This is a genomic window from Breznakibacter xylanolyticus, assembly GCF_003254275.1.
GTDB classification, from domain to species: domain Bacteria; phylum Bacteroidota; class Bacteroidia; order Bacteroidales; family Marinilabiliaceae; genus Breznakibacter; species Breznakibacter xylanolyticus.
In genome coordinates this window covers 19,055-41,655 of sequence record NZ_QKZK01000007.1, presented here as the reverse complement: position 1 = coordinate 41,655, position 22,601 = coordinate 19,055, and the positions used below count along the sequence as shown (strand labels likewise).

Annotated in this window: 28 protein-coding genes and 2 tRNA genes; 16 read left to right on the top strand and 14 right to left on the bottom strand. The window is 43.9% G+C overall.

Translation table 11 applies throughout. The features are described 5' to 3' along the window. Positions 1–7: 7 nt before the first annotated feature. From LX69_RS05435 to LX69_RS05410, 7 genes are all read right to left on the bottom strand, one after another. Positions 8–922 (bottom strand): serine/threonine protein kinase, encoded by a 915-nt coding sequence (locus tag LX69_RS05435; RefSeq protein WP_146260645.1) that lies wholly within the window; start codon positions 920–922, stop codon positions 8–10. Between the two features lie 55 nt (positions 923–977). Further along, entirely contained in the window at positions 978–1,106 is a 129-nt protein-coding gene (locus LX69_RS18225) for a hypothetical protein (protein ID WP_262509750.1), read from the bottom strand. A gap of 29 nt (positions 1,107–1,135) precedes the next feature. Then, a tRNA-OTHER gene (locus tag LX69_RS05430) sits at positions 1,136–1,205 on the bottom strand. Between the two features lie 394 nt (positions 1,206–1,599). Next, a complete protein-coding gene (locus LX69_RS05425) occupies positions 1,600–1,815 on the bottom strand; it encodes a hypothetical protein (RefSeq protein ID WP_111444816.1) in 216 nt (71 codons plus the stop codon). Between the two features lie 21 nt (positions 1,816–1,836). After that, on the bottom strand, positions 1,837–2,124 hold the full coding sequence (locus tag LX69_RS05420) for a DNA-binding protein (RefSeq protein ID WP_111444815.1): 288 nt from the start codon (positions 2,122–2,124) through the stop codon (positions 1,837–1,839). Between the two features lie 3 nt (positions 2,125–2,127). Beyond that, positions 2,128–2,679: a helix-turn-helix domain-containing protein gene (locus tag LX69_RS05415; protein WP_111444814.1), complete on the bottom strand. Its 552-nt coding sequence runs from the start codon at positions 2,677–2,679 to the stop codon at positions 2,128–2,130. Further along, positions 2,676–2,885 (bottom strand): hypothetical protein, encoded by a 210-nt coding sequence (locus LX69_RS05410; RefSeq protein ID WP_111444813.1) that lies wholly within the window; start codon positions 2,883–2,885, stop codon positions 2,676–2,678. The genes LX69_RS05415 and LX69_RS05410 overlap by 4 nt, the downstream gene beginning before the upstream one ends. Positions 2,886–2,977: 92 nt before the next feature. On the opposite strand from LX69_RS05410, the gene LX69_RS17705 reads away from it, so the two are divergent. The 9 genes from LX69_RS17705 to LX69_RS17515 all read left to right on the top strand — a co-directional run bounded on the left by LX69_RS17705 (position 2,978) and on the right by LX69_RS17515 (position 10,100). Continuing rightward, positions 2,978–3,154 (top strand): hypothetical protein, encoded by a 177-nt coding sequence (locus LX69_RS17705; protein WP_170124249.1) that lies wholly within the window; start codon positions 2,978–2,980, stop codon positions 3,152–3,154. A gap of 258 nt (positions 3,155–3,412) precedes the next feature. Next, the gene (locus LX69_RS05405) at positions 3,413–4,108 is read left to right on the top strand and encodes a S24 family peptidase (RefSeq protein WP_146260644.1); all 696 of its coding nucleotides are present in this window, start codon (positions 3,413–3,415) and stop codon (positions 4,106–4,108) included. Between the two features lie 32 nt (positions 4,109–4,140). Further along, positions 4,141–4,584, top strand: a complete 444-nt coding sequence (locus LX69_RS05400) for a hypothetical protein (protein WP_111444811.1) — start codon at positions 4,141–4,143, stop codon at positions 4,582–4,584. 52 nt (positions 4,585–4,636) lie between these two features. After that, on the top strand, positions 4,637–5,101 hold the full coding sequence (locus LX69_RS05395; protein WP_111444810.1) for a hypothetical protein: 465 nt from the start codon (positions 4,637–4,639) through the stop codon (positions 5,099–5,101). Between the two features lie 2 nt (positions 5,102–5,103). Next, a complete protein-coding gene (locus tag LX69_RS05390; protein WP_111444809.1) occupies positions 5,104–6,810 on the top strand; it encodes a DUF4041 domain-containing protein in 1,707 nt (568 codons plus the stop codon). A 13-nt stretch (positions 6,811–6,823) separates the two neighbouring features. Beyond that, complete coding sequence (locus tag LX69_RS05385) at positions 6,824–7,345, top strand: hypothetical protein (protein ID WP_111444808.1); 522 nt, start codon at positions 6,824–6,826, stop codon at positions 7,343–7,345. A 29-nt stretch (positions 7,346–7,374) separates the two neighbouring features. Further along, positions 7,375–8,166 (top strand): hypothetical protein, encoded by a 792-nt coding sequence (locus LX69_RS05380; RefSeq protein WP_111444807.1) that lies wholly within the window; start codon positions 7,375–7,377, stop codon positions 8,164–8,166. Positions 8,167–8,286: 120 nt separating this feature from the next. Then, positions 8,287–9,285, top strand: coding sequence for a hypothetical protein (locus LX69_RS05375; RefSeq protein WP_111444806.1), 999 nt, complete (start codon positions 8,287–8,289; stop codon positions 9,283–9,285). A 584-nt stretch (positions 9,286–9,869) separates the two neighbouring features. Beyond that, positions 9,870–10,100: a hypothetical protein gene (locus tag LX69_RS17515; protein ID WP_146260643.1), complete on the top strand. Its 231-nt coding sequence runs from the start codon at positions 9,870–9,872 to the stop codon at positions 10,098–10,100. Here the strand turns inward: LX69_RS17515 and LX69_RS05365 are convergent. From LX69_RS05365 to LX69_RS05350, 4 genes are all read right to left on the bottom strand, one after another. Beyond that, positions 10,066–11,370, bottom strand: coding sequence for a tyrosine-type recombinase/integrase (locus LX69_RS05365; protein ID WP_111444804.1), 1,305 nt, complete (start codon positions 11,368–11,370; stop codon positions 10,066–10,068). The genes LX69_RS17515 and LX69_RS05365 overlap by 35 nt on opposite strands. A gap of 1 nt (position 11,371) precedes the next feature. Further along, on the bottom strand, positions 11,372–11,956 hold the full coding sequence (locus LX69_RS05360) for a GIY-YIG nuclease family protein (protein ID WP_111444803.1): 585 nt from the start codon (positions 11,954–11,956) through the stop codon (positions 11,372–11,374). 166 nt (positions 11,957–12,122) lie between these two features. Continuing rightward, positions 12,123–12,196 (bottom strand) — tRNA-Thr (locus LX69_RS05355). 78 nt (positions 12,197–12,274) lie between these two features. Next, complete coding sequence (locus tag LX69_RS05350) at positions 12,275–12,994, bottom strand: (Fe-S)-binding protein (RefSeq protein WP_111444933.1); 720 nt, start codon at positions 12,992–12,994, stop codon at positions 12,275–12,277. 232 nt (positions 12,995–13,226) lie between these two features. Between LX69_RS05350 and LX69_RS05345 the strand changes: the two genes are divergently transcribed. After that, entirely contained in the window at positions 13,227–13,682 is a 456-nt protein-coding gene (locus tag LX69_RS05345; protein ID WP_111444802.1) for a hypothetical protein, read from the top strand. On the opposite strand, the gene LX69_RS05340 is transcribed toward LX69_RS05345, so the two are convergent. Next, positions 13,679–14,701 (bottom strand): CobW family GTP-binding protein, encoded by a 1,023-nt coding sequence (locus LX69_RS05340; protein ID WP_111444801.1) that lies wholly within the window; start codon positions 14,699–14,701, stop codon positions 13,679–13,681. The two genes, LX69_RS05345 and LX69_RS05340, sit on opposite strands and share 4 nt — an antisense overlap. A gap of 63 nt (positions 14,702–14,764) precedes the next feature. Then, the gene (locus tag LX69_RS05335; protein ID WP_111444800.1) at positions 14,765–15,307 is read right to left on the bottom strand and encodes a glutathione peroxidase; all 543 of its coding nucleotides are present in this window, start codon (positions 15,305–15,307) and stop codon (positions 14,765–14,767) included. A gap of 181 nt (positions 15,308–15,488) precedes the next feature. Here LX69_RS05335 and LX69_RS05330 point away from each other — a divergent pair, with 181 nt between their 5' ends. From LX69_RS05330 to LX69_RS05315, 4 genes are all read left to right on the top strand, one after another. Next, a complete protein-coding gene (locus LX69_RS05330; RefSeq protein ID WP_111444932.1) occupies positions 15,489–16,259 on the top strand; it encodes a 3'-5' exonuclease in 771 nt (256 codons plus the stop codon). Positions 16,260–16,267: 8 nt separating this feature from the next. Beyond that, positions 16,268–16,846 (top strand): DUF1287 domain-containing protein, encoded by a 579-nt coding sequence (locus LX69_RS05325; RefSeq protein WP_111444799.1) that lies wholly within the window; start codon positions 16,268–16,270, stop codon positions 16,844–16,846. A gap of 127 nt (positions 16,847–16,973) precedes the next feature. Beyond that, positions 16,974–17,585, top strand: coding sequence for a fumarylacetoacetate hydrolase family protein (locus LX69_RS05320; protein WP_111444798.1), 612 nt, complete (start codon positions 16,974–16,976; stop codon positions 17,583–17,585). Positions 17,586–17,589: 4 nt separating this feature from the next. Further along, positions 17,590–18,318, top strand: a complete 729-nt coding sequence (locus LX69_RS05315; protein WP_111444797.1) for a glycoside hydrolase family 25 protein — start codon at positions 17,590–17,592, stop codon at positions 18,316–18,318. A 25-nt stretch (positions 18,319–18,343) separates the two neighbouring features. Here LX69_RS05315 and LX69_RS05310 read toward each other — a convergent pair whose 3' ends face one another. Then, positions 18,344–19,588, bottom strand: a complete 1,245-nt coding sequence (locus LX69_RS05310) for a DUF3078 domain-containing protein (protein WP_221621284.1) — start codon at positions 19,586–19,588, stop codon at positions 18,344–18,346. A gap of 604 nt (positions 19,589–20,192) precedes the next feature. On the opposite strand from LX69_RS05310, the gene LX69_RS05305 reads away from it, so the two are divergent. Next, on the top strand, positions 20,193–20,612 hold the full coding sequence (locus LX69_RS05305) for a Fur family transcriptional regulator (protein ID WP_111444795.1): 420 nt from the start codon (positions 20,193–20,195) through the stop codon (positions 20,610–20,612). Between the two features lie 166 nt (positions 20,613–20,778). Continuing rightward, complete coding sequence (locus LX69_RS05300) at positions 20,779–21,900, top strand: GNAT family N-acetyltransferase (RefSeq protein ID WP_111444794.1); 1,122 nt, start codon at positions 20,779–20,781, stop codon at positions 21,898–21,900. Positions 21,901–22,601: the final 701 nt, after the last annotated feature.

Genomic DNA, 22,601 nt, shown 5'->3' with positions numbered 1-22,601 from the left:
GTATGGTTTAAAATACATCGTCGTCATCTTGTACTGTCACACCTTGTTGCTCAAACTGGTCAATTTGTTGCTGTGGTGTGTTGGGGAATACCTGTGTGACAGGCTTTGGAGGTAGCTGATCTTGCGGGATAGTTTCCGTGAGCCCGTAGTCCATGGCTTGTGGTTCGGTTTCCTGCAGTTTCGAGAAGTTGCCAATTCTCACCTTTGGGAAGGTTTTGAAGGCGTGTTTGATGGTTTTGGCGGCAAGAAAGCCGGGGTCAATGTCTCCATCGTTTGATGAATAGAGGGCGTTGGCTCCTGATGTTTTGTTTTTCTTGGCTGAATAGCCTTTGAGGCGTTCAATGTCATCGGGCAACAGGTAGAAGAAATCAAAGGAGTTGTCAGGCCGTGTCAGCCGGATGAATGACCCGATGATTTTTTTCGACTGTCGCGGGATGGCCGCTTCATACAGGCAAATCTTTTGACCTCGTTCGTTCACAATGGGTTTGAACTTGTCGCCTTCGTAAACAATCACGGGGCTGTCGGCATAAAGCAATTGTCCGGCTTGCATCCTCAACACCAGTTCGCCGTATGGGCTGATTTCAAGCGTGGCTCGTTTTTCGTAGTTGTTCCCCACCTTGGCATTTCCCCATAGGAGATAAACCAACGGTTGGGAGACGTTTTCAAGTGTTAAGGCCATGGATGCCAAATCGAGAAAACATCCATACACCGAGAAGGCCGTGCACTGCTTGAGGTGTTCCGCATCCTGAATGATTCGCGAAAAGTTGTATCGTTCCTTTTCGTAAAAGTTGACCGCTTCGTCCTCTTCGGCCTTGTGCAGCTTCATGAACATGCTGATGACACGTTGTTTCACCCGTTCATCGTCAAAAACCTGCAGGGGCTTCATCGCCGTCAGGTCTTGGATTGATAATTTTGTTTCCATCTTTATAGTATTTGTTGGTATCTGAAAAAAGAAAGGGGGAATCGTAGTCTCCCCCTTATTCGTCGTCCATCTCTTCGTCCTCGTCAAGCGAATTGATGTAATCCTCTTCATCTCTGAATCCGGCCATCCGAGCCATCCCGTCCCACGGGTTCTCGGTGCGCCAACTGTCGTAATTTGCGTACATAATTGAAAGTTTTATGAGTGTATGAATAGTGCCGGATAGCGGAATCGAACCGCTGTCTCTTCCCCAGGACGAAGGCTCTGCCAACTGAGCTAATCCGGCAAGAAGGGGAGAAGGGGAATTAAATACTTCTCCCCGTTTGCCGGTGTTATTCCCCGGCTCAGTCATGTGCTGCATTGGTTTGTATGATGTGGAGTAAAAGAGCGTGAAACTCTCCCGAAACGGCAAACATGGCATGCAGTCGTCACACCCTCAGACCGGAGGGTGTTTAATTCCCGTTTCTACACTGCGTGGTGCGTACAGTATTCGAACCTGTTTTATCCTTGCGGATACTCGCCAGAGCTAACGCACCCTCTGTAATAGTCGCTCGTTGACTCACTATAAGCTTTGCCTTGAGGGGTCACCGCCCAAGATGGCTGCCCTGTTCGGAATTGCGCTTACCGACTATTTTTCATCATGTCAAAGACCGTGGTGGCTTGGTGCCAGTGTGAGGGCTTTATGCCTGTGCCCCCTTGTGCCCTGCGTTCAGGGCTCTTAGTATTCCGTTCTCTATTTGCTCGATGTCTGACAGGTAGATTCCCTCGGGGCACTCATAACGGAGGTTGCTTCCGTTGTCGTTGGTCACGTATATCATGTTCAAATTTGTGTTGCAGGTCATGCGCACGCCTGATGCGATTTCCTTTTCCCAAACTCCCGGTGCGGTTGCGTTCATGGTAGATGTGTTTTTTATTGGTTATTCAGTCATGTTGTGTTTGTACCAACTGGCTCTGTTACTGGTGGCGGCCACAGCATCGAGCTGTATCCTGTCGATGCGTACTTTGCAGTTTCGGGCTCCGTCTTTTATTGGTTTGAGTAAGCCCTCGTTAATCCATCGGTTCACGGTGTATTCGCCGTGTATTCGTTGAGCTTCCTTTAGTGTCAGGTATGGTTTGAGTTGACCTACTTCAATCAGTGCTTTCTTGGCGGCCATTTCGGCGGTGTCAATCATCAGCCTTTTGATTTCAATGTCGCTTAGCTGCATTGTTCATCGTTTAAATAGGTTTTTATCTTTTGCGTATCGGATAAAATCAGCCATCGAGTGAATGTTGAGCTTCTTGAAGCTGTTTTTTCTATGGTTGTTAACTGTGTTGAGAGAAATAAAAAGGGTAGAGGCAATGTCATCATCGGTGCGACCTTCGTAAGCCATTTGCATCACTTCCATTTCACGCTGGCTCAGGCTGCTGTTGAACTTTGGGTTGCAAATAATGCCGTCGTATTTGCATTCACCTCGAAGGGGGCATGGTACAAACTCGAAGTTCATGCGTCCCAGGTGGTCGATGTCCATCACATTGTCATACTGTCCGAAATTGCACTTGATGAACCGGCGAACTTTCAGGAATCGGTAATATGAAGGGTTGCTTCGGCTGGGCTTGTAGTTCTCGCATAGCGCCTTATCAGCATCAGGATAAAACTCGTGGATGATGCCCTCCATTTTTTCCAAAAAATCGCTGTCGCCCTGGCTAAGTTGGTGTGTGCCTGATTCGTCCTGAATCATCACCTCGTTGTTGGGAGCTGTGTAAAATTCTGATGGCTTCATGCTTTCTCAATTTCAGGAAATAGCTCTTCGATGGGTTTGCCAATGATTCTCGACATGTAGGCTTTTTCGATGGGGCTGGCAGGGTGCTTGAGGTTAATCCATCGGTACACTGTGCTCTTGTTCTTTTGCGTTTTGCGTTCCACCTTACTGCGAAAAACTCGCTTTTGCGTCTCGTCAAGGCTGTCGTAATAGTCTTTAATTGTCATTTTGTTGTGTTTTTATGCGTTGGGGATGTCCTGTTCCGTTTATTTTTTTCATATTTGTGTTGCATTGTGCAATTACCCTTTAATCTTGTCTTATGAAAGAATTAGTTCTTTGTAAGCACTTTATCGACAATCCTGATCATAAATGGCAGTCGTTACAAGTGCCTGAAAAAGCCAATCAGTTGCTTGCCGAAGGCTGGCATCTCGAAAACACCTTTTATTCAGAAGGTGCGGTGGTGTTTGTATTGTCGAGAGATGCCGAAGTGCGTTGAAATAATGCGAAGGCTTCCCTGATCGCTTTTACGTCTTCAATGGCTTTGTCGAAGTCACTCAGGCTGCTTAGTTCCATCCCTATTTCGGCGCTTAAGAAGGCCGGGTTTTTGGTGAATGTGGCTTTGATTGTCATGGTCACAGTGTTTTGTTGTTTATGTTTTCTTTTTTGCATTGTGCCCTTTGGCGGTGTTGCATGATGCAAATATAGAAGAAAGTTCAATATCGTCAAAATGAATATTGAAATATTTTCAACATTTATGGAAAGAAAAATAGATCGATTTGATAGGTATATGTCCCTCAATGGGTTAAATGATAATAAAGTTACAGTGCAATTGGGGCTTTCTGTGGGCACATTGGGGAAAAGCAGAAAAGAAGGTCGCGATTTATCTGATGCAACCATAGAAAGAATATTGAACTTCTATACTGACATAGAAAGGGTGTGGTTAGTTACAGGAGTAGGTGAAATGCTAAAAACACCGACTTTGGATGCCAATGTTCGCATTGTTGATAAGAGCATCGAAGTCACCAAAGCCCCCCTCATTGGCCAGTACGCCTATGCCGGTTATTTAAGCGGGTTTGCCGACCACGAGTACTTGGAGGCGCAGCCCATTTATGTGGCTTCAAAAAGGTATTCGGGTGGTAACTATGTGGCCTTTGAAATACGGGGCGACAGTATGGACGATAACACACGCCGAGCCATTTGCCACGGCGATGTGGTTTTGGCAAAGGAGTTGAAAAAGGACTATTGGCGATCAAAACTGCACATCCCCAAAGTGTTCGTGATTGTACATCGCGAAGAGGGAATCACTTGTAAAGAAATAACTGAGCACGATGTAGAGACTGGTGACATTGTTTGCCATAGCTGGAACTCAACTCACCGCGATTTTACCTTAAATCTGCGTGATGTGGCGCAGTTGTTTTATTTGAAGGAGATTAAGAGGGATGTGATTTAGATTTGTATAAATCAATCAAATATACACTACCAATGAAAAACGTATTAATCTACACTTTTTTAAGTTTATCGCTCCTCCTTGCATCGTGCGTAAGCAAAGAAGAGATGCTTACAAAAGAAAAGTGGTTTTTGGCAAAGAAAGAAACCAAAATTGAAGGGACTGTTGTTTTTAAAAAGTCTGATAACGAATGGATTTTGACATTTGATAAAGATGGCGATGTTAAGTCTATTGAAAATAGCGGGTTATTTCCGGCAACGCTTCAATGGCAAATTTTGGATGGTAAAACATTGAAGTTTGTTACGAGTACCAAGGAAGTCGAATTTCATATTTCGACACTGAATGAAGACCAATTAAGTGTTTGGACGTATGAGAACGGGACGTTCGATGATATTCATTTTACATTTTTTTCTGAAACCAGTGAACTTTGGGATCTTTATTCAGATGAATATGTTGATGCTTACCGAAGTGGGAAATAATGGCGATTGAAAAGGATTATGAATTTTAATCATTTTTTATTTATATCACATAATGGCACGCAAATCAGACCCTTTAAAACTAATTTTTGCTGTTGGTAAGGCAACATACAAAGCTGGTTTAGCAGCGTCCAGAGAAGCAGATAAAAGAGCCAAGGCTAATTCGGCTGCTCAAAACCGTGCATTTCGTGAGCAGGAACGAATAAACAACTCAAACCGTAAAGCACAGGAACGCGAACAAAGCCGACTTCATGCTGAGATTGAGCGAAAAGGGAGATTAGCCGCAAAGGAACAAGAACAAAATGCAAAACTTGTGGCTAAGATAAATGAGCAAAAAGCCAGGGAACAAGAAAAAATAGACAAACAGTTCGATTTCGGTGCGACTTCGTTTGACGATAAAGTGAGAAACAGGATATTGAAATCGAGCTTGCTACGAGCTGTGCTTTATGTAAAAGACACACAAAACTGCTCATTGATTGATGCAATTACAACGACTCAACAATTAACCCAAAACCCTTAATTATGTATATTTTTATCATCGCGGTGCTTGCAATTGTCTTAGTTGTAGTGGCTACTAACTTAAGTAAAGCAGAAAAGAAGCTAAAAGAGTGTCAAAGTCAATCTTTGAATAAGAGTACAGAAATAAGTGAACTGCAACGTCACAATTCTGAACTGCAACGTTATGCTTCTGAGCTCAACGAAAAGATAGGACGCTTAATTAAATACGAAAAAATAATTGATGCAGAAGAGGAGTCAAAAGCAATAATCTTAAAAGCAAACTACCTGTTAAAAAAAACGGAACAGGATATGCGTATTGCTGCCGATTTGATTGATGAGGAAATCGTTAAATCAAAGGATGTGGCAAAGCAGATTGTTGCCGAAGCTAAGTCTGAAGCTCAAGTTATTAGACAAAAGGCTGTTGTTGTTCGCGAAAAGGCAGAGGAAGAAGCACTTGCTAAAATTAATAATGCTACAACCCAATCCGATTTAATCATTGAAGGTGCTCGCAATAAGGCTGTCGAAATAGGCGGTGATGCTTACCTATCTTTAGAGAAAACTAAGTTTTATCAGGACTTATTGAAGTCGCTCGAGAACATCGTTGATGGCTATGGGAACAAATACATTATTCCCATGCATTCGTTCCTTGATGATCTTGCCGATGACTTTGGTTATACTGAAGCTGGTGCGGAATTAAAAAAGGCGCGCGAAATTACACGCAACCTCATTGAATCGAACAATGCCGGCATGTGTGATTATGTTGAAAAAGAACGACGTGAAGCAGCCATTAATTTTGCCGTGGATGCATTTAACGGTAAAGTGGATACTATCCTGTCCAGTCTTAAAGCTGATAATTTCGGCACTGTCGAGCAAAAGATTAAAGACGCCTTTGCATTGATAAACCACTTAGGCCAGCCATTTAAAAATGGGCGCATTAAAGTTGCATATCTTAATGCACGCATTCAAGAAGCTTATTGGGCTTGTATCGCGATTGAGTTGAAAATGAAACAACAAGAAGAGCAACGTCAAATAAAAGAACAGATTAGAGAAGAGGAAAAGGCAAGAAGAGAGTTTGAACGGGCGATGAAGGAAGCTGCCAAAGAAGAAGAGATGCTCAAAAAGGCTATGGATAAAGTTCAAAAAGAACTATCTGCAGCCTCCGAAGAACAGAGGGCTAAATATGAAGAAAAACTAGCTGAATTAAATAAGCGATTGGTAGAAGCCGAAGAAAAGAATCAACGAGCAATATCGATGGCTCAACAAACAAGATCCGGTCATGTTTACGTTATTTCAAATATCGGTTCTTTTGGAGAAGATGTGTATAAAATTGGTATGACAAGGCGATTAGAACCTAAGGATAGAATCAAGGAACTTGGTGACGCGAGCGTCCCCTTTGAATTTGATGTCCATGCCTTGATTTATAGTGATGACGCTCCTGGGTTAGAAAAGGAACTTCATAAGACATTTGTGTCTCGTCAAATGAATAAGATAAATCCGCGAAAAGAGTTCTTTAAATTAGGCTTGAAGGACATAAAAGACCATTTGGATACCAAAGATATAAAGGCGCAATGGACGATGGTCGCGGAAGCAAGAGAATACAGGGAAACGCAAGCCTTGGAAAAGGAACTTGCAGAGAATGAAGTTGTGCAACAGCAATGGATGCTAAGCCAAGCAAATGAAATTGATAAAATTGAGTTGTCAGAACTTGAGGAAGTTGAAGTGAATCAATAAGCATTATTCAGCAATGAAATTTATACCATTCTTTTTATTGATGTTGTTATTCTCATCATGCACAGCTAAGCGCACATGCGACTCTGTTTTGGATGCCGCAAAAGATGGCAGATTGTACTATGCAATAGGAAATTCAAATTCAATACATTTTAATTATTGGGATTTAATCACTCATCCGCCAAAAGAAGACACTTCTAGAATGGAGAGTCGGATTATGATACCCCAGAACTTTGACAGCTATGAATTCATTGCAGAAGAAGAGATTGGAATGGATACTCTTATCAGGCATGTCAATCTGAATAGTTTTAGTGACCTTACTACGGAGGGCATTAAGATAGTGAAAGATATATATATGAATAAAGATGGAGCAACGCTGGTTAATGATTCAATTATCAAATACACTGAGGCTCCTGCTCCAATTCGTCAGATTACATATCGTCTTTCTTTTGGAAATCAGAGTTCAGTTCAGATGTTTATGTGTCTAAAAACGTCAGATGGTTGGAAAGTATTTTCATCTGTCAATCATCTTAATTAGTGACTTTTACTATAAATCAAAAGTAACCCATGCCCTCCCTTGTCACCCTTCGGTTTTGTCGTTCCACAGCTAAAGACTTCAAAGAGTTGTTGACGCGGTGCAAACGTTTCGATGGCTTTAGTCAGGACGGCGATCGTTATCAACTGTCCATAACCAGTCCCAACGAGTTGCTTCAGCACTGGTCCGATTTCATGGTGTTGGCCACCCGCTTGCCTAAGCTGTCGGGGTCGTCGGCCACCTTCATGGGCGATGATGTGGTACCATTTACTCCTGAACTGTTTTATAAAATTCAGGACAGCCTTTACTACTGCTACCACAACGGCTATCAATCGACATCCTTTAGGGGGCAGTTTTGCGATTCGGACTGGGGATGTAAGCATCTCAATAAAATGCTTCGTTATCTGCCGGCCGACAGGTGGCAGTCAGTGCGGCACTGGTATCGGTATGGACGATATGTGGCAGGGGAGTGGATGATTGATAAAGGAGCCATCTTCCAGGCATTAAAAACCGAGGCAGAGCTAAAACGGCTATCTGTTTGTCCTGTTTTCTCGCTGCAAAGCATTAAGGCAATTGTGGATCAGTTGCCCGATAAAATCACCATCGATCACACCTGGCAAGTTCTCACCCGAAGCGAAGTCACCGAAAGGGGTATTGTTGATGTGCCGTACATGATTCTTCCGAACCCTCCCGTTCAGCACGATATTGAGCCTTTCTCCGACGCCCCCGATGAAGATGTGCCCCCGCCAATGCCCAATGTGGCTGATGTTGACAAGTGGACGGAGGAGGAGATAAATAGGTTTTTGGATGGGATGAAAAGATAATGTATTTTCATATTTTATTCATGATGTACAAGATATAACTATATCTGAATATAAGCATAGAAACTTGTGGTATGTATGTTACAGTTAATTGTTAGGTAAACCCAATTTAATATATGATCTATGGCTTCAGCAAATGTTGAAATTAGCATCTTTAAAATAAAAGAAAAACGCCTAAAAGCAATTCATTACTATGATTTGCGAGATATTAATGGTCTTAATTTTTTCGACCTATTAATTGATAAGTTTGTTGGCTTCTGTAGTGAAAAACAAATTGATGAAAAAGAGGAAAGAACATATCCTTTTGCGTTTGACGATCAAGGTAGGTCAATGATTAAAATAAATAAGGAGAAAGGAATATTTTCCGGGATACTTGAAGCAGGTGAATTTGGGAAGACAAGAAAAATTGCTGAAATAAATAGAGAAAATGGGGAAGTGAGCTTGGAGTATAAAGGCAATATTTCAATCGACAACACCGTACTGGATCCCTTTTTTTTCATGCTTGTAGTTCCTCCACGAAAATCAAATACTCTTTTTATTCTAACTGAAAAAAAAGGAACGAGATCAATAAGTAATAGAATTCGAAACTTATTAATCCAATTTTTCAATTATTATTTCACAAACGATAATGAAGTAAAACTTAAATGTGAAATTAAACCATACATTGACGATGAAGTTGCGAAGCATTATTTAAATGAAGGTGTTTACAAATCAATTACATTCAGTCGATCATCTTTGCCTGCAGATATATCAGCTAGATATCATTTAGGGAACTTTTACAACAAAGATTTTGAAATTCAATTAACAATTAAAGCGAAAAGGGGGCGAGCCATATCTTTGCTTGCCAAAAATAAAATACTAGACATAGTAAGTCAAAATCCAGATGGGTTCTTTACTTATCCAGCTTTTAATGAAATTGGGTTTGATAATAGAGAAACTCGAATAAGTGTGCGTTCCGACCTTGGAGGTGTTCCAAAGAAAATCAACATCGAAAATCAAAAGGTTAGGTCTTCATATGAATTAGATGTAACTTTAAATGCTGCTAATAACTTTAATTTTGAGTCACTTTATGACGAGTCTATCTTATTGCTAAACGGCTTGAATCTTGATTTATTTAATTAACCAAAGAGGATATGGAGCTCAATGATAGATGTGCTGATTCAAAAATTTGCTTTATGCATATTTACAAGGATCATCGAGAAACTTTTAGGATGTCAAATAAAAAATTCCGGAGGGGGGATAAGTGGACATTTATTATTATCCCAATTTTATTAACTATCTCATTGTTTATACTTGTTAAAGTCCCAAATAGTAATATTATAGATTTTATTACTGTTTCAATATCTATTTTTGTAGGTTTGTTCCTCAATCTTTTAGTTTTATTATTGACAACTATCAAGGCAAGTGAAAATATTTCGGATGTAAAGGGTCGAAAGGAGTTAATTAGCCAGACTTTTAAAAATGTGTCATTTGCAATATTAATTGGAGTTTTTGCGCTAATTATGGTGTTTTTGTTTAACATGAGCCCATTCCCTGATACTCTTATACTGCCATGTTGTTGTTTAAATGCTAATTATCTTTTTAAATGGATAATTTCATTTTTTATTTACCTTCTTACCATTGAGATATTTATCCACCTTTTAATGATACTCAAACGAATTTATAGTTTGTATGACGTCGATATTAAAACTTCATAAATAATAACAATGAGACAATTGCTAATAAATAATATTGCATCCAAACTTGAATTATTTGATGGTGGAGAGAAAAAACAAACAATTGAATTAATTGTGAGTTTGAATACGGATGAATTAAGTAGAATAGATAATTATATCAGTTCAAAAGATTCATCCACTAAAATTTCACATCTGTCTTTAAATGATTCGTTTATAAATCTCAAAACTAGTGATGGGGAAGGTGTAAGTCTGTTTTTGTGACTAATTTTATCACTTTCCGATTCGCATCATCCACAATACTCCAATCACGGGCAATGTAAATGTCCGTGATTTTTGTTTTGTCGTCCACATGGTTGAGAGCCATGTGAACATCATCTTTGCTAATGCGGCAATCATTTCGGGCGATAGTAGCCCAGCTGTGGCGGGCGTAATATGTTGATAGAGGAATGTCTAACCCCAGTTTCTCTGCGATAACCTTGAGCCCTTTGTTGAGGTTGCTATTGAATGCTTGAGCATTTGTGTAGCGTTCGGCAAAATTGAAGGCTTTCCCCCCTTGTGTGGCTCTGTATTTGTCAATCAATACTTTTACTTCTGGTTCAATTCGGATTGATATCTGGGCATCATCCCTTCGTCTGTCAGATGTCTTCTCTCTGTTGTATGTAATTCGGCCATTTTTGATAGAACTAGCTGGCATCCCAAATAGGTCAACCGTGTTAGTGCCCACAAGCATGAACGAAATTAAAAACACATCCCTTGCAATGATGGCTCTTTCTGTTAATCCGTCATCAGGAAGAGTTAGGATTGCCTTTATCTGCTCAATTGATAGGTTCCGTTTCTTGGTTTCCTGGAGTGGTTTAATCTTGTATTTTTTGAACGGGTAGTGTTTAATGACTATCTCATCTTTATCATCATCATTGAACTGCATGATGGCCGCATTGAATAAAGTGCGGATGTTTGACATGTAGTTGCGTATCGTCATGTCCGAAACAGGTGGTTGAATCACTTCAACCGGGACTCCCAATTGGTTGTCGCGGATGACTTTTCGCTCCGTTTTCAGATGATTTTCAAACGACATCAGGAACTTTGATGTGATTTCGGAAAACATCACCTTTTCCCTGCCAGTGTAATCCACTATTGCATTAAGTGTCGATCGGAATATTCGTGTGTAGTTATACTTTAATTTAGATGCGTAGTCCCGTCCAAACTCGATGAAGTCGATATCGCCTCCGGAATCCTTCGATTGCTTAACGAATAAATCAGCAAGCTCTTTCGCGGTGTAGTATTCAATTTTAGACCCTAGCTTCTTTAATTTTATGTCTTCATAGTCGGCAATTCTATTGTTGAGCTCCCTCAACAAAAACGCATCCTTTAGTTCGAAGCCCTTCCCGACCTGACGAATCTGTTTTTTCGATACTCGGTATTCCGTTTTAATGTATGCACTTTGACGCTTCCATGTTACTCGAATCGAAACGGGGTATGTAGCATCCTCCCTTTGTTGATGCTCAAACACACAGACCTTAAATGTTGCCATCTTAAATATTTGCTGCTAATATTTTATTCTGCACATACTCAAAAGACTTGTCAAATGATATGTATTTAGTTATATTCCGGTATTTTGAAATGATTACATCAATATCCTTTTTAACTTTTGGATTAATAATATTACCGGCATCGATGTCTTCCTGATAAACAAAGAAGTTGGTTTTTACATAAAAACTCCTCCTTTTGTATGTAAATCGAATTTTAACATTCATTGTCCCATCTCTTTTTAAATGATGCTCCATTGCAATTGGCCTAATAGATACAGAAGACCTTGAAGGGATGTAATTAGAATGCTCGATGTCGTTATTTTGTGATTTATTAAATGGAGGCTTTAATGCCTTAATTAAGATGGTCTCAACTCTGCTCAGCGAATCAACCGGAACTAATTCATACATAACTCGATTAAATGGCTTAGTCCCCTCCACTATATGTTCAAGGATTCTTTTGGCTATATTCTGAGCCTTGCCAATATAAACTAACTCATCATTATTATACAGGAAATAAACGCCAGAACTAACCACAAGTGATTTTAAGTCCATCTCTTTTGCGTTGATTACAACATCATTTTTATTCATGTTTTTTTATTTCAAAGATAATGATTTTCGTGAAACATGTAAAACATTCGCGTAATGACTTCGTAAAACAAACATCGTTATATCTGGTCAAAAGTACCGATTTTTGCAGACAACAAAAAAGGCCTCAACATTAGTTGAAGCCTTTATTTAAGCAGATTCCCAAGAGAGCCAATAGGGGGACTCGAACCCCCGGCCTGCTGTTTACGAAACAGCCGCTCTAGCCAGCTGAGCTATATCGGCTTGTTGATGTCAAATTTAGATTTTTTGTGAAAACGGGCAAAATAAAACCCCGAAGTTTTGCTTCGGGGCGAATATGATTTAAAAGCTGGCCAGCACATCGGCCAGGTGTGCTGTTTTGATGGGCAGATTTTGTTTGTCAATGAAGCTTTGCATGTTCATCAGGCACGACGAGTCGGTAGAGACAATGTACTCGGCACCGGTGCGCAGGGCATTCTCCACTTTTTGTTGCGTCATGGCTGTTGATATCGGCACGTATTTTACCATAAAGGTGCCCCCAAAGCCGCAGCAGGTGGTGTTCTCTTCCATCTCCACCAGTTCGAGGCCTTGCACGTTGGCCAGTAGTTGGCGCGGCTCATTTTTGAGCTTGTATTCGCGTAGCGACGAGCAGGAGTCGTGGTAAGTGATTTTGTGTGGAAACGATGCGCCCAGTTCGAGCACTTTCACCTGATTGACCAAAAAGTCCGACAACTCAATGATGTTGCGCGCAAGGCGGTCACATTCGCTTTGCATGGCTGCATCGCCTTCAAACAGTTTGATGTAATGTTTTTTGACATATCCCCCGCACGATGCCGATGGCACCACAATGGGGCGGTCGTGGGGGAAGTCTTTGATGAATTTCACGGCCAGTTCGCGCGATTGTTTCCAAAAACCACTGTTGAAGGTGGGCTGTCCGCAGCAAGTCTGTTGCGGGTTGTAGTTGACCGTTACGCCAACTTTTTCAAGAATTTTCACCACATTCCATCCGGTTTGTGGGTACAACTGGTCGATATAGCAGGGAATGAATAAATCAATGATCATAGACTCAATTTTTGCCCAAAAGTACATATTCAATCAATAAAAACGATTTTTAAGCGTTTATTTTGAAACGAATGCACTTTTATGTCGTTAAATGATGTAATTTCATCACCCGAAAATTTAATATTGGAACATTGGAGTGTATTGTTTAGAAAATCGATCATTCCGATCATGCGTATTATCTAACTTTTCCGGTCGAATAGCTTGAACATCATTAAAAATTGATACTACAATAATGAAGCGTTACGTCGAACAACTTCTCGAAGATATTGAAGCAGCTCAAAACAGCTGTTACGAGACGTTGGCCTTATGGGCCGGTCGTAACGAGGTGACATCCATTGAAGATATGATGGATCCTGATGCCGAAGGCGGCATTACCCCCGAAGAGTTGTTTGGCATTGACCTGTTGGCATTGCCGCCCGATTCGTACCTCGATGAAGAGGAGTTGTGGGAACTCTCGCTGGCCTTTTCGCAGTTATGGCGTGCCCATGGCCTTTACCCTGTTTTTACCCGCCATCTGCCCAAACGCATCAAATACAACCTGTTTCGCGACTATTGGCAACAACCCGTTTATCCCAGCCCCGGCGATAAGGTTGATGTAGAGATGTGTGATCACGAGGTCTGTTCTTATTGTGATCTGTGTCCTGTGTGCAAAAGTCAGAACTCAATGGGGCTCAATCAGATTGCTTAACCCGGCATTGGGCCGTCAAGCAGTTGTTCCAGGCTATTTTGCAGCAATTCGCGATCTAAAAATTTCCCGATAAAAACCATTTTGCAGATTTCCCCCCCCGGAAAGTTTCCTTCGTACTTCTCGAGCATGAACGTGCCCCGCACGGCATGAAACACAAACAGTTGGTCGTAACCGGCAAAGCTCACCAGTCCCTTGACCCGATACACGGTGTTGCTGTTGAAGTACAAGAACCCCTGAATCCATGCGTTGAAGCGCTGTATGTCGAAACTCCCCGCGAATTCGAATCCCTCGGAGGTGATGTCGTGGCGGTGTGTGTGTGCCTTTTTCTCGAAAGCGGGTGCCATTACGTTGCTCACCACCAGGGGGCGGTGCGTGGCATCGAAACGGAGCACGGTGGTGCCTACCTGACGTCCGCCATAAGCATTGGTGTCAATGATATCGATGTGGCTCACGTCGGCAAACGTGGTCTCGTGCAGCATTGCCATGGGGCTCATTTGTGAAATGGTTTTACGCAGCGTGGCCAGATAATCGGCATGCACCCGGTCGGTTTTGTTGAGCAGTACCACGTCCGACATGGCCAGTTGGTTGCGCACCTCGGGCTCGCTCTCCATCAGGTCGGCCAAATGTTCGGCATCGACCAGGCACACCACGCTGTCGATGCGGAAGTATCGCTGCACCGCTTCGCCCGTGAGGAACGACTGCACCACCGTGAGCGGGTCGGCAATGCCGGTGGTCTCCACCAGAATGTGGTTGATGCGCTCGCCCATGGCCATGAGTTTGGTCAGCGTGTCATTCAGGTCGTTGTTGAGCGTGCAGCAAATGCAGCCGTTGGAGAGTTCAAAGATTGAATCGCTCCCTTCGACGATCAGCGCCCCGTCGATGCCAATGTCGCCAAACTCGTTTTCGATGATGGCAAAGCGTTTATCGGGGTGTTTCTTGATGAGATGATTGAGCAGCGTGGTTTTGCCGGCTCCCAAAAAGCCGGTAATGATGGTGACGGGAAGACGGGGGTCGGACATGGGGCGCAGAGTTTTTGTGTGTGCGCAAAAATAGGTAAATGAACGGATGTGGCAAGTTAAGCATCACCTCCCCTCAATCCACCCCACCACCGTGTCATCATTGGGTTTTACCCGGGGTTCCACCACTTTTTCAAGTGTGCCTTCAGGGCTGATGAGGTATTTTTGGAAGTTCCATTTCACCTGGCTGTCCATCACCCCGTTTTGGCTTTTTTGGGTTAGCCATTGATAGATGGGGTGAATGTCGTTGCCCTTCACCGATATCTTTTCCATCATGGGAAAGGTAACGCCATAATTGAGGCTGCAAAATTCTTCGATTTGCAGGGCGCTGCCAGGTTCCTGATTCATGAAGTTGTTGGCCGGGAAACCGATGATGATGAATGTTTCGCCCCCGTATTTCTTGTAAAGGGCTTCCAGTTGTTCGTATTGAGGGGTGAGTCCGCACTTGCTGGCTGTGTTCACAATCATCACTTTTTTGCCTTTGAGGGAGGCAAAGTCAAAGTCGGTGCCATCGAGGGTTTTCACTTTAAAGTCATAAAAGGAGGTTTGAGCTTGTGTGGTCACTGCCATCAGCAGCAAGCAAGTGAGCGAAAGAATGAGTTTTGTCATGATTATTCGTTTGATTTGTATCAACTACAACCATCAAACCGTCGAATTGTTTTGGGTATTGTTGTCGAAAAGTGAAGCAACATTTGGCCTGCTGCCATCGATTCTCTATTTTTAGAGCCTAAAATTTTACCGTTCCGGCACCCGTCAAGGACGATGGTTGCCGGAGTTTTTTTATCCCGTTATGCAACTGAATTTAAAGAACCCCATTGTATTTTTTGATCTCGAAACCACCGGCATCAGCATTGCCACCGATCGCATTGTGGAGATTTCGATCCTGAAGGTGAATCCCGATGGCAGCCGCGAGACACGCGATCACCGCGTCAATCCAGGGATGCACATTCCGGCACAGGCCTCGGCCATTCATGGCATTTATGATAAAGATGTGAAAGATTGTCCCCCGTTTAAGGATATTGCCCGCTCATTGGCTGCCTTTATGGAGAAGTGTGACATTGGCGGGTTTAATTCCAATAAGTTCGACATTCCTCTGTTGATGGAAGAGTTTATTCGTGCCGGGGTGGAATTTGAAGTGAAAAAGTGCAAGTTTGTGGACGTGCAAACCATCTTTCACAAAATGGAGAAACGCACCCTGGAGGCTGCTTATAAATTTTATTGCAACAAAAATCTCGACAACGCCCACAGTGCTCAGGCCGACACGCTGGCCACTTACGAGGTGCTGTTGGCTCAATTGGAACGTTATCCCGAGTTGCAAAACGACATCGACTTTTTATCCACTTTCTCGTCGCACAATAAGAGCGCCGATTTGGCCGGTCGCATTGTCTTTAATGAGAAAAACGAAGAAGTGTTCAATTTTGGCAAATACAAAGGGCGCAAGGTTAGCGAAGTGTTTGATACCGATCATGGTTATTACGGTTGGATGATGAATGGCGATTTTTCGCAGGACACCAAGAGAGTCATCACTGCCATAAAACTGCGCAAACTCACGGGCAAATAACTGGGGCGATGAGGGTTGGTTTTCTTGTTGTCTGTTTGGTGTGGTCTCTTGCAGCCGGGGCTCAATGGAATTGCTTGCCCGAGCTGGCCGATGCTGTTCTGAATCTCACCCGGCAAAAGGTGACTTATGACCCGTCGTATGTCCGGTTGGCCTACCCCAATGGCGATGTGCCGGCCGACAGGGGGGTGTGCTCCGATGTGGTGATACGTGGCTATCGACAGTTGAATGTGGATCTGCAAAAGGAGGTGCACGAGGACATGAAAGCCCATTTTCACCTCTACCCCAAAAACTGGGGATTGACGCGAACCGACCGCAACATCGACCACCGACGGGTGCCCAATCTGATGACCTTTTTTTCTCGCAAGGGTGAAAAACTTCCGATCTCCGAGAAGGCCTCCGATTATTTGCCCGGTCACCTCGTTTGTTGGGATTTGGGCGGCGGCATTACCCACATCGGCATCGTGTCGGCCATGCGTTCGGCCGATGGACAGCGCAATTTGATAGTGCATAACATCGGTGCCGGACAGGTGCTCGAGGATTGCCTCTTTCGCTTTAAAATCATTGGCCATTATCGGTATTGTGAGTAAAGCCCCTTCCGACCTCCCCAAAGGGGAGGAGTGAGAACGATAAAGCTCGAGTTGGTGATATTGAGATGATTTATAAAATTCATTGTCTTGTGTCTTGATAATTATATTTTAATACTTCTTTCAACACATGAAAATCATTTGTATCGGGCGAAATTACGAGGCCCACGCACGCGAACTTAAGAACCCACTGCCACCCGAGCCGGTGGTGTTTTGCAAGCCCGACACGGCTTTGCTTCGTAATAACAATCCATTTTTTATTCCCGATTTTGCCAACGACTTTCATCACGAGGTGGAGGTGTTGGTGCGCATCAATCGCTTGGGTAAGAATATCGATGAGCGTTTTGCCCATCGTTACTACGATGAGGTGGGCTTGGGCATCGACTTCACCGCTCGCGATCTTCAGGACGACCTGCGCGCCAAAGGCCAGCCTTGGGAAAAATGCAAGGCTTTCGACGGTTCGGCCGTCATCTCGGAGTTTGTTTCCAAGGAGCGTTTTGCCGATGTTCAGAACATCGACTTTCGTCTCGACATCAACGATCAGACCCGTCAAAAAGGCAATACCCGCGACATGTTGTTTTCAATCGATGCCATCATTGCTCACGTGTCGAAATTCTTCACGCTCAAAATTGGTGACATCATCTTTACCGGGACACCCGAAGGTGTGGGGTCGGTGAAAATCAATGACCGACTGAAGGGGTATATCGGTGATGAGCTATTTTTCGATTTCTTAGTGAAGTAACCCCATGGCCAAAAAAGGGAAGAACGCCTGGCGCTGGTCATTGGTGGCCGTGGTGGCCATTGCCGCTTTTGTGGTGGTGCGTGTTTGGGTGATGCCGCCCCGTTATCCGGTGGGCGCTTCGGCCTACGAGGTGTTTGGGGTGGATGTGTCAAAACACTCCGGCAAAATTGATTGGGGTAAACTAAAGTCCAATGGGGTCGACTTTGCCTACATCAAGGCCACTGAGGGCATCGACTATGTGGATCCGTTATACAAGAAAAACTACAAAGCGCTTCGGGAACAGGGCTTGTTGTTTGGCGCCTATCATTTTTTTCGCTTTTGCAAGGACGGTCGTCAGCAAGCGCTTCATTTTATTAAGCATGCCAGGCTGCAAAAGGGCGACCTGGTGCCGGTTGTCGATGTGGAGACCTGGGGCAATACCCTGTGTACCCGATCTGATAAGGAGGTGAGAACCGAAATTGGTAAGTTTCTCAATACCATTAAAGATGAGCTGGGCGTGGTGCCCATCATTTATACCAATGGCGAGAGTCATCGCCGTTTTATCAAAGATATTTATGATGGCTATCCTCTGTGGTTTTGCGACATTGACGAGGAACCCACGGGCAATGCCGCGCGATGGGTGATGTGGCAATACAGCCATCGGGGACGCATTGAGGGGGCGCGGCACGAAATTGATTTCAACGTGTATAGACGCACCAAAACCGATTTGGTGAACCGGCATACCATGCGGTAGGGACAGGGCATGCCTTGTCCCTGCGTCAAAACGTATAATTAAACGCGATGGTCAAATTCTGTTTAAACTGCACGTTCTCCGATTCGTTCTGATAGTATCGAATGTGTGGAATCAAACGTGCCGACAGGTATTTGTTGATGCGCATGTTGAGAATTACCTCCCATTCGAGTTGCGATTTGCCTTCGTCGTCAAGGTAACTGTAAAAATAATCGAGGTTCGAGGTGATGGTCAGCTCGTGCGACACTTTGGCGGTGATGGCACTGGTGACCGACAGACCCGTTTTGGCGTCGGAGCGCTGACCTTCGGGGATGTTGTATCGCCCCGGATCCACGTTCACCGTGTCGAGTACATACGTCACCTTCGAGGTCAGGGGCGATATCAGCACCGTAAAGTCTTTGCTGCGCTTGTAATCCATACCGATGGCGAAGGTCTGGTATCCCGGTGACATGAAACCCGAGAGGATTTTGCTGTAATCTTTGGCGTCGCGCCCATAAAAAAACTGTGTTTTAAAGTCGAGCAGGGCACTGTAATACCACTTTTTCGAAGCATTCACCCCAAGCTTAGAGGTCATCTGTATCACATCGTCGTTGATGCGTGTGCGTTGTTCTTGTTGAGATATGATGCCCAGTTTGTGTAACAGTTTGTTGTCCCACTCTATTTTGTTGTGTTTGTAGTTGGCATTCACGCGCAAGTCGCTCAATACTGAAATGGAGTTTTCCCCCCCCTTCACCCAGTTGTCGAAAAATGCTTCGGAGAGTTGTAAGGCTTCGGAGCCTCCATAGTTCCAACGTTTTTTCTCTAAGCGCGGTTTTGCCACTTTCCGTGGTGGCTCCACGTAGGTTACCCTGAAAGCCTCCTGGGCTGCCTTTTTGTCGAGCAGCACACCATCGAGCACGATGCGGTGTGGCGCCGGAATTTTTTTCCAATCCCAGCGCACCAACGAAGGGTTGTAAACCATCAATGAGTCGTTTATTTTCTCTATGATCGAGCGGCTGAGGTTTTGATTCTCCTGTGTATTCTGGTAATTGTACAGTCGTGTGGGATTGTTTTGTGGCAAATAATTCTCTTGTAGGTATTTGCCATTTGGTTCGATGACCGGATAATGGGGCGCCTGAAACTTCAGTGAATAGCTGTGATTGTGTTCGTTGGCATAGGTTTGCCAATTGGTTTTTGTGTCGTGGCTACTGCTTTTAAGCAACATGAAGTTTTGCAGTGTGGTCTGCTGGCGGGACATCAGCGACACCGTGCCTGGGAGTGTGTCCCATTGCATTGACGTGATGCCGATCAATGGCTTTATAATGAGCGAATCGGTTGTTGGTGTTGTTTCAGTTTGCGTGTGAGGCCTTTGAGCAGTGTTGCTAAATAAGGGTAGGGTACTTAGTAGAAATAGAATGAGTAGAGTGACTCGTTGTCCTTTGGGCGCTTTTATCATCTTTATGGTGCAGTTTTATTAAGGTGACAGGGAGGCTGGGGCTTTACGAATGTTGATTTACGCAAAAATAGCCATAGGGTTTCTCTTGATAACGCTTTTGGGCTATTTTGATTGTTTTTGCGATGAATCCCCTTTCGTTTTTGATGAATAAATGTGTCGTTTATTCGAATTAAGGGGGGGATCCAATTGTTTTGTTTGCAAATTTCATATAAGTCAAAACCAAACCTTCGTGATTCGGCGTTTTTTCTGATTGTTTATGTGCGTTCATACAAAAGTCCTCTGCCTTTTTACTCATAATTCGCATTGTTTAAACAAACGGAAGCTTTTTCCTGTTTAAATATCAATGGCTGATGTAAAAGGGGTATTTTTGACAGCTCAAGGTGATCTGGTTTGTTTCAGCAAGTGAGGCTTGTTTGGGTTGTTTTTTTGAAAATGGTTGTTCATGGAAACGAATGATTTTATTCATATTTTAACCGAAAAGGGATTGAAAATAACCCCGCAGCGGTTGGCCGTGCTCGATGCCTTGCGTCGGTTGCACAATCATCCCACGCCCGATCAGGTCTGCCGGATGGTTAAGAGTTCCCATCCTCATATCGCCATTGGAACGGTGTATAAAACATTGGAGACGTTTGTCGAAAAAGGCATCCTCAAAAAAGTAAAGACCGATGGTGATGTGATGCGGTACGACGATGTGCCCCATTGTCATCATCATCTTTATTGTGCCGATTCGCAACGCATCGAAGATTACTTCGACGATGAGCTCAATGCCTTGCTCGACGACTACTTTAAACGTAAACAAATCCCCAATTTTAATGTCGATGAGGTGCGCTTGCATATCAATGGACGATTTGTGGGGGAATGAATAATGATTGCTTATTGGTTGATTTTATGTGGAATCCGCTCCGTTGAAACCGCTTGGTGAACCTCTTGGGGCACATTTAATTCGACCTTGGCTTTTGTTTATTTCACATTGATGGGTTAGATTTGCGTCGCCCCGATGCTTTTCGCATCGGCTTTAATTTGACCTTATGAGTATCATCATCAAAGAAGTAGTGACTGCCGGCGATGTCAAAACATTTGCTGACTTGCCCTGGAAACTTTATAAAAACAATCCCTATTGGGTGCCCGCCATGAAGGGCGATGAACGCGCGGCGTTGATGCCCGATAAGAACCCGGCCATGAAATTTTGCAAATCGAAGTTCTGGCTGGCTTATCGCAACGGACGTTGCGTGGGGCGCATTGGCGGGATTATCAACCCCCTGTGGAACGACAAAACGGGCGAGAACCTGGCTCGTTTCACCCGCGTGGAATTTGAAAACGACCCGCTCGTGGCCGATGCTCTCTTTGCTGCCGTTGAGGCTTGGGCTAAACAGCAACAGGTGACCGGACTTATGGGCCCTCTCGGCTTTTCGAACCTCGATCACCAGGGCTTGCTCATCGAAGGGCAAGAGTGGCTACCCTCGGTGGCTTCGGATTACCATTTTGACTATTACCACGACCACTTTACCCGACTGGGGTATCAAAAAGAGATTGACTGGCTCGAGTTTCGCATCACTTTTCCCGATGCCCTGCCCGAAAAATCCTATAAGGTGGCCGAGATGCTCAAAACCCGTTTCGGACTTAAAAGCATCAACTTCACCACCAAGGCTGAATTGGAGCCCTACAAACACAAAATTTTTGAGCTCTTCAACCAGGCTTTTGCCGGCCTGTTTGGAACTTACGAGCTGCCCGAAGAGCTGATTTGGTATTACATCAACAAATATTTCCCTGCCATCAACCCCCGTTACGTGAAGGTGATTCTCGACAAAGAGGACGAGTTGGCCGGATTCATTATTGCCATGCCATCGCTCTCCAAGGCCATGCAAAAAGCCGGTGGTAAACTGTTCCCGTTTGGATGGTGGCACCTCAAACAAGCCATCGATCATCCGCAGGAGATGGATTTGATGCTCACCGGCGTGCGTCCCGAACTACAAAAATTGGGCGTGGCAGCCCTGTTGATGAACGACCTGTGGGAGGCCGCCAAGGCCGACGGCGTGAAGTTTGTCGAAACCACCGGCATGCTCGAAAACAACCACGTGGCCATCCAAATGTGGAAGTCGTTCGACCACATTCAGCACAAACGCAAGCGGTGCTTCAGGAAGATGTTTTGAGGTCTGGTGAAGGGATCATGTTGTTTCGATAAGTTAAGAAGACTTTCAACGATTCGATTGATGATGAGATGAAGAATGGTTTTTGATCTGTTTTCTTTGTTGCCTTGACCTAATCTAACTGAATTTTCAAAAATTTTACAGTATTTCAAACGAGTAAGGTTAGCCGAACGACATTGACGTTGAATTTTATACAATGTTCGAAATTGGCAGTCCTGTTCGTTAATGCATCCTATTACATACTCTCCGTACTCGAGAGGTGATGCAAATATCATTGGCTTCTTCCGCACACCAAATGACAGTAATATTACTGTCATGAAGCACGCCCGTGAATTGACTCATCATCTGTGTTTTGCAAAAACACAGATGACCATTTAAGCCCCACGGTGGATATTTAATCGAGTTCCTTCGCATCTGTTTCGCCCTTTCTTCGGGTCTGCTTCGGGACTGCTTCGACAGTTCTTCGACTCCGCTTCGATACCGCTTCGACCCGGAGTCGAAGCGGTATCGAAAATGGTGTGAAGTTGGCACGATGAAGACCCCTCTATCATGTCATGTGGCGCTCAATCGTTGTTGATTTGTTGTACTATGTCGTGCGTAACCACACTCAATACATATTGGGTTGTTGCATATTCGGCGGAGCACAGCGACGCTAAGTCATGAGGATTGCTGAAAACAAACGACTGCCAAATAGCCTGTAAGAG